The following is a 6,134-nucleotide window of genomic DNA, read 5'->3' as shown; positions in this document are numbered from 1 at the left end:
CTTCACCACCCCGCTGCCCCCGGCCATGGGCACCCCGCCGACCGCCACCGCCCCCGGCCACCCCGCCTCCCTCGCCACCCCGCTGCCCCCCCCCTCCACCACTCCCCCCCGCCGCTCACGCCCCGTCACCTCCCCGCGGGGCGGCCACTCGTCCGGGCGGCCACCGTTGCCGCCCGACCGCGGCGTCCGCTTAGGCTGGCCGCGATGACAGTCGACCGCCGCAGTGTTCTGCGTTCCGCCTCCCGCCTGGCCGCGCTGAGCGCCGCCGGCGGCCTCGCCGTCGCGTGCGGCGGCCCCTCCGACGGCCACGGTGCGCACGGCCCCTCGGTGGCGGCCCGCCCGCAGCCCGAGCACCTGACCGAGTCGCCGAGCCCGAGCGCGAGCGCCTCGCCGTCGCCATCCCCCTCCGCGACCCCGTTCGCGCTGCCCCCGCTGGCCGCGGACACCCCGCAGGAGGTGGTGACCGGCCCGCGCAGCCGGCCGCAGCTGGCGCTGACCTTCCACGGGCAGGGCGATCCGGCGATCGCCACCGCGCTGCTGGAGGCCGCCGAGCAGCGCGGCGCCCGGCTGACCGTGCTGGCGGTGGGCAGCTGGCTGGACGAGCAGCCACAGATCGCGCAGCGGATCCTGTCCGGCGGCCACGAGTTGGGCAACCACACCCAGAACCACCTGGACATCTGCTCGATGCGCCCGGAGCAGGCGCACGAGGAGATAGCGCAGTGCGCGCAGCGGCTGCAGCGCCTGACCGGGTCGATCGGCCGCTGGTTCCGGCCGTCCGCGGCGCAGTACGCGAACGCGATGGTGAAGGAGCAGGCCCAGCAGGTCGGTTACGCGCACGTGCTGTCCTTCGACGTCGACCCGCGCGACTACGCGGACCCGGGCGCGGACGCGGTGACCCGCCGGGTGCTGAAGTCGGCGGCGGCCGGTTCGGTGGTCGCCCTGCACATGGGCCACCCGGGCACGGTCACCGCGCTGCCGGCCATCCTGGACGGCCTGGCCGGACAGGGCCTGCACGCGGTGACGGCCTCCGAACTCTGCGCCTGACCCGCCCTCAACCCGCCTTCACCCCACCCCGTCCCCACCCCACCCCGCCTTCACCCCACCCCGCAGCCCGGCTCCCCGCCCGTGCGATGCTCAGGTCATGCGCTACATCATGCTGGGCGCCGGCGCGGTCGGCGGCACCATCGGCGGACGCCTCCACCAGAGCGGGCGCGAGGTGGTCCTGGTCGCCCGCGGCCCGCACCTGGCGGCGCTGCGCGCCGAGGGCCTGCGGCTGACCGTCCCGGACGGCACCCACCGGCTGGCGGTCCCGGCGGTGGGCGGCCCCGAGGAGGTCGAACTGGCGCCGGACGACGTGCTGGTGCTGGCGGTGAAGACCCAGCACTCGGCGGCCCTGCTCGACCAGTGGGCGCCCCGCCCGGTCGCGGGCGGCGGGACGGCGGGCGAGCGGCTGCCGCTGGTGTGCGCGCAGAACGGCGTGGAGAACGAGCGGCTGGCGCTGCGCCGCTTCGCCCGGGTGTACGGGATGTGCGTGTGGCTGCCGTCCACGCACCTGGAGCCGGGCCGGGTCTCGGCGGCGGGCTCGCCGCGTTCGGGCATGCTGCACCTGGGCCGGTACCCGCACGGCGCGGACGAGTTGGCGTCCCGCGTCGCCGCCGACCTGGCCGACTCGCACTTCGACGCGCCGGTCAGCGCGGACGTGATGGCCTGGAAGTACGCGAAGCTGCTGAGCAACCTGGGCAACGCGCTGGAGGCGGTGGCCGGTCCGATCGACGGCGAGCTGCGGATGCGGGTGTGGCGGCGGGCGCGGGCCGAGGGCGAGGCGGTGCTGGCGGCCGCCGGGATCGCCCACCCGTCCGAGGAGGAGCAGCGGGTCCGGCGCGGCGACCGGGTGACGCTGGTGCCGCTGGAGGGCGCGGTGCGCGGCGGCGGTTCGTCCTGGCAGTCGCTGGCGCGCGGCACCGGCGACATCGAGGCCGACCACCTGAACGGCGAGGTCGTCCTGCTGGGCCGCCTGCACGGCGTGCCGACCCCGCTCAACGCGGCCCTGCAGCGCCTGGCCGCCGCCTTCGCCCGCGAGGGCCGCCCGGTGGGCTCCCTCCCGGACGCCGAACTGGCCGCCCTGCTCGACCTCCCGTAGCGCCGACCTCCCCTGGCGCCGACTTCCCCCGGCGCCGACTTCCCCCGGCGCCGACCTCCCGCAGCGCCGTTCACCCCATCGGGTCGTCCGGCCCGTACGGGCGCAGCCGCAGTGTGCGGGCGTCGGTGGAGCGGATGGTGGCGGCGGAGGCGACCAGGGTCTCCAGGTTGTCGCGGCCAGCGTGCAGGAAGCGCCCGTGCAGCCCGTCGAAGCGCCCGCGGGCGGCGTCGACGGTGACGGCGACCATGTACGGGATGGAGCCCCAGGCCTTCATGTCCCGGAACATCTCCATGCCGGCGGTCATCTCGGTGGCGACCGCGCCGGGGCTGATGTCGAGCACCACGACGCCGTGCTCGCCGACCGAGTCGGCGATGTTGTCGGAGAGCTGCAGCAGCGCGCCCTTGGAGGTGGCGTAGGCGGTGTAGTGGCCGTCGGGGCGCAGCGCGAAGCCGCTGTTGAGGTTGATCACCCGGCCGCGGCCGCGCCGCACCATGCCGGGCAGGACGTTGCGCAGCAGGTTGTAGGGGCCGCGCAGGTTGGTCTCGACGACCTGCCACCACTGGGCGGGGTCGGTCTCCCAGATCGGCACTTCGGCCCGGTCGACCTGCCCGGCGTTGTTGACCAGCAGGTCGACGGGGCCGAGGTCGCGCTCGATCGAGCGGACGGCTTCCCGGACGGCGCCGGGGCGGGTGACGTCGGCGGTGACGGCGACGCCGCGGGCGCCGTGCCGCACGCACTCCTTGAGGGTGGCGATCAGTTTGTCCTGGGTGCGGCCGACCAGGCCGACGGCCATGCCCTCGGCGGCCAGCCCGATGGCGATCTCCCGGCCGATGCCGCGCCCCGCCCCCGTGACCAGTCCGACCTGTCCGGCGAGTGATCCCGTCCCCATCTGCCTGCTCCCTCCTCCGGCTGGACCCCCGCATTCTGGTCCCCGCCGCGGGGCGCGCGGGGAAGCGCGCGCGGCGCACCGCCGACGCTCACCCGTTCGGCCGAGCCCCGGGCGCGGGTCGCTTCCCGGCACGCACCGATGTGAACGGGCGTTAAGGCAGGTAGTACCGTCGTCCGGGCGGGCCACGGCGCCCGCGACACCCCCGGCCGGGTGACCCCCGGCTCCTCCCGAAGGGCATTTGAGTGAGCGACATCGCGCGCGTCGGAGTAGTCGGCTGCGGCCTCATGGGGTCGGGCATCGCCGAGGTCTTCGCCCGTTCCGGCCTGGACGTGCTGGTCTCGGAGAACAGCGGCGAGGCCCTCGAACTGGGGCGCACCAGGGTGACCAACTCGCTGGAGACCGCGGTGCGGCGCGGCAAGCTGTCGGAGGAGGACCGGGACGCGGCGCTGGCCCGGCTGTCGTTCACCACCGAGCTCGCCGACTTCCACGACCGGGACCTGGTGGTCGAGGCGGTCGCCGAGCGCGAGGACGTCAAGGTGGCGATCTTCCGCACGCTGGACCAGGTGATCACCCGGCGGGACGCGATCCTGGCCTCCAACACCTCCTCCATCCCGATCGTGAAGCTCGCCGCCGCGACCACCCGCGCCGAGCAGGTGATCGGCCTGCACTTCTTCAACCCGGCGCCGGTGCAGAAGCTGGTCGAGGTCATCCCGACCCTGACCACCTCCGCCGAGACCACCACCCGCGCCGAGCAGTTCGCCGTCGAGGCGCTCGGCAAGGAGCCGATCCGGGCCCGCGACCGGGCCGGTTTCGTGGTCAACGCCCTGCTGGTCCCCTACCTGCTCTCCGCGGTCCGGATGTTCGAGTCGGGCGTGGCCACCGCCGCCGACATCGACAAGGGCATGGAGGCCGGCTGCGCCCACCCGATGGGCCCGCTGCGGCTGTGCGACCTGATCGGCCTGGACACCATCGTCTCGATCGCCGAGTCGATGTACGACGAGTACAAGGAGCCGCTGTACGCGGCCCCGCCGCTGCTGTCCCGGATGGTCGACGCGGGCCTGCTGGGCCGCAAGTCCGGCCGCGGCTTCTACGACTACACCGCCTCCTGACGCCGCGCCGCCGGGCCGCTCCCACTTCGTGGGGGGCGCGGCCCGGCGCCGGGCGCCGTCACGGGCCAGCGTAGCGGACCACGTCGGCGATCCGGCAGCTGACCGGGCCGTGCGGGTCGGCGGTGCCCTGGGCCTGTTCGAGGGTGTCCTGGCCGGGCGGCAGCGAGCCGGCGGCGGCGACGCCCTCGGTGACCTGCCGGCCGGCGCCGTCCTCGAAGGCGATCTGCACCACGTAACTGCTGGTGGTGGCGGTGTGGTTGGTGATCCGGACGGTGGCGGCGGGCCACTGCAGCTCGTCGTCCACCCGGCAGGCGGTGACCTCGACGTCGCCGAGCGCGGCCCGGGCGGCGTCCTCCGCGCGCTGCACCCCGTCCTCCCCGCCACGCCCGCAGCCCGCCAGGGCCAGAACCAGCGCCAGAAGCAGAGCCAGAGCCAGAGCCGAGGCTGCGGCGGCCGGCCAGGCAGCGGTGGCGATCGCTCGGGTGCGCATGGTCTCCCCTCCGGACGGACACGGTTCGGGGCCGACGCTACGAGCCGCCGGAGCCGCCCGCCCGGAATGTGTCCGATCTGTAACCACCGTGCGGAGCAAGCGTGTTGACGGTGCGTCAGCGAATCGAACGGCCGGCCGGAGCGCGCCGAACGGCCCGGCGCGCGGGCGCCGGGCCGTTCGGGCGGTGCAGGGCCGTACGGTGCAGAGCAGAGCGGAGCAGAGCAGGGGCGGTCAGGCGTTGATCTGGTACGGGTCGCCGTAGACCTTCCACTTGAGCGGCGGGTTGAGGTCGAAGTTCTTGGCGTTCAGGAAGACCCGCTGCTCGGTGTCGACCCGGCTGGTGTCGGCGTGCGCCTCCTCCTGCTTCATGATCACCTTGCGGGCGTCCAGGAAGGCGTTCAGGTAGGTGGCCTCGTCGCCGCCCTGGGCCGGGGTCTTGGCCTTCTTCATGGCGGCGGCGCGGATCCCGCCGAAGCTGTCGGAGCTGGTGCCGGGGCCGTGCATCACGATCGCGTCGTAGTAGACGAACTGGCCGAGCGCGCGCAGCCCGTCCGCCTTGGCCTGCTTGACCGAGGGGTTGAAGTACACCCGGTCGCGCTCGTCGTTCTGGGCCTGCTGGAAGACGGTGTCCTTGGCGGCGGTCCTCCAGTCGTTGACGAAGGCGCTGCCGAGGCCGGAGTGCGAGTCGCTGCCGTTGACCTTCTTCAGCGCGGGCAGGTACTTGGCCAGCACGTTGCCGGACTTGAGGTCGGTGTAGTGCTGCACCAGTTCGAGCATGTCGCCGGTGCCGGAACAGAAGCCGATGATGCCCGCGGTGTAGCCGCGGCCGTCGCCGATGTCCTCGATGTACTTGTACTGGGCCTTCCAGTCGAGCGAGGAGTTCTCGGCCGAGGAGACCAGCTCCATGGCGATCTCCTTCTTCGCCGGGTCGTCCAGCCCGACCGCGGCCACCGCCACGGTGCTCGCGCCGGCCGCCGCCGGGGTGGCGGCGTGGCCGGTCCCGGCCGCGGCCAGGGTCAGCGGGAGGGCGCCGACCAGGAGGGCGAGGGCGGCCCGGGTCGTGCGGGCGGTACGGGCGGTGCGGTGCTTGCTGAGGTGCATTCTGACGCTCCGTCTGCCGGCTGCGGGCAAGGGGGTGCCCACAGATGAGGGTTAGGAAAGTTTCCTAACGAGGATTGAAGCGTCCGCATCACGCTCCCGCAAGACGTCCGACCGCATCCGGGCCGAGAGATCCGCCCGAACGGCCCGACGCCTCGTCACCCCCCTGCCCTCCCCCGCCCCGTCCGCACCGAACCGCCCGCACCCCGGCCCGCCCGGGAAACCGCTGGCCACCGGGCCCGCGGACGGCCGGACGCCGGACCGGCCGGAGACCCGCGGGACCGGGCGCCGAGGACCGCCCGCCGCCCGGCCGTTCACCCACCGCACCGCCGCCGCCCACGAGACGTTCACCCACCCCTCCGCCCGACGCCGCACCACACCCCGCCCCACCACCTCGCCACCCCACCG

Annotated in this window: 6 protein-coding genes; 3 read left to right on the top strand and 3 right to left on the bottom strand. The window is 74.6% G+C overall.

Annotated elements, in window-relative coordinates; genetic code table 11:
* Window positions 1-204: 204 nt before the first annotated feature.
* Window positions 205-1,044 (top strand): polysaccharide deacetylase family protein, encoded by an 840-nt coding sequence (locus tag IH44_RS0138655; protein WP_030464542.1) that lies wholly within the window; start codon window positions 205-207, stop codon window positions 1,042-1,044.
* Window positions 1,045-1,141: 97 nt separating this feature from the next.
* Complete coding sequence (locus IH44_RS0138650) at window positions 1,142-2,140, top strand: ketopantoate reductase family protein (RefSeq protein WP_030464541.1); 999 nt, start codon at window positions 1,142-1,144, stop codon at window positions 2,138-2,140.
* Window positions 2,141-2,210: 70 nt separating this feature from the next.
* Here the strand turns inward: IH44_RS0138650 and IH44_RS0138645 are convergent, their stop codons facing one another.
* Window positions 2,211-3,029 carry an SDR family NAD(P)-dependent oxidoreductase gene (locus IH44_RS0138645; RefSeq protein ID WP_030464540.1) on the bottom strand — a complete coding sequence of 273 codons (819 nt, stop codon included), beginning with the start codon at window positions 3,027-3,029 and terminating at the stop codon, window positions 2,211-2,213.
* A gap of 242 nt (window positions 3,030-3,271) precedes the next feature.
* Between IH44_RS0138645 and IH44_RS0138640 the strand changes: the two genes are divergently transcribed.
* The gene (locus IH44_RS0138640) at window positions 3,272-4,138 is read left to right on the top strand and encodes a 3-hydroxybutyryl-CoA dehydrogenase (RefSeq protein ID WP_081967381.1); all 867 of its coding nucleotides are present in this window, start codon (window positions 3,272-3,274) and stop codon (window positions 4,136-4,138) included.
* Between the two features lie 58 nt (window positions 4,139-4,196).
* On the opposite strand, the gene IH44_RS42045 is transcribed toward IH44_RS0138640, so the two are convergent.
* Both IH44_RS42045 and IH44_RS0138630 read right to left on the bottom strand, forming a co-directional pair.
* Window positions 4,197-4,628, bottom strand: coding sequence for a hypothetical protein (locus IH44_RS42045; protein ID WP_157852618.1), 432 nt, complete (start codon window positions 4,626-4,628; stop codon window positions 4,197-4,199).
* 231 nt (window positions 4,629-4,859) lie between these two features.
* Window positions 4,860-5,729 carry a chitosanase gene (locus IH44_RS0138630; protein WP_030464537.1) on the bottom strand — a complete coding sequence of 290 codons (870 nt, stop codon included), beginning with the start codon at window positions 5,727-5,729 and terminating at the stop codon, window positions 4,860-4,862.
* Between the last annotated feature and the right edge of the window lie 405 nt (window positions 5,730-6,134).

This window comes from Kitasatospora sp. NRRL B-11411, from assembly GCF_000721345.1.
GTDB classification, from domain to species: domain Bacteria; phylum Actinomycetota; class Actinomycetes; order Streptomycetales; family Streptomycetaceae; genus Kitasatospora; species Kitasatospora cineracea.
The sequence above is the reverse complement of the archived record's forward strand: the minus strand, read 5'-3'. Positions and strand labels throughout refer to the sequence as shown.

Coding starts and splice junctions, on each gene's coding strand:
- IH44_RS0138655 (WP_030464542.1), top strand. CDS start 205: ATGACAGTCGACCGCCGCAGTGTTCTGCGTTCCGCCTCCCGCCTGGCC.
- IH44_RS0138650 (WP_030464541.1), top strand. CDS start 1,142: ATGCGCTACATCATGCTGGGCGCCGGCGCGGTCGGCGGCACCATCGGC.
- IH44_RS0138645 (WP_030464540.1), bottom strand. CDS start 3,029: ATGGGGACGGGATCACTCGCCGGACAGGTCGGACTGGTCACGGGGGCG.
- IH44_RS42045 (WP_157852618.1), bottom strand. CDS start 4,628: ATGCGCACCCGAGCGATCGCCACCGCTGCCTGGCCGGCCGCCGCAGCC.
- IH44_RS0138630 (WP_030464537.1), bottom strand. CDS start 5,729: ATGCACCTCAGCAAGCACCGCACCGCCCGTACCGCCCGCACGACCCGG.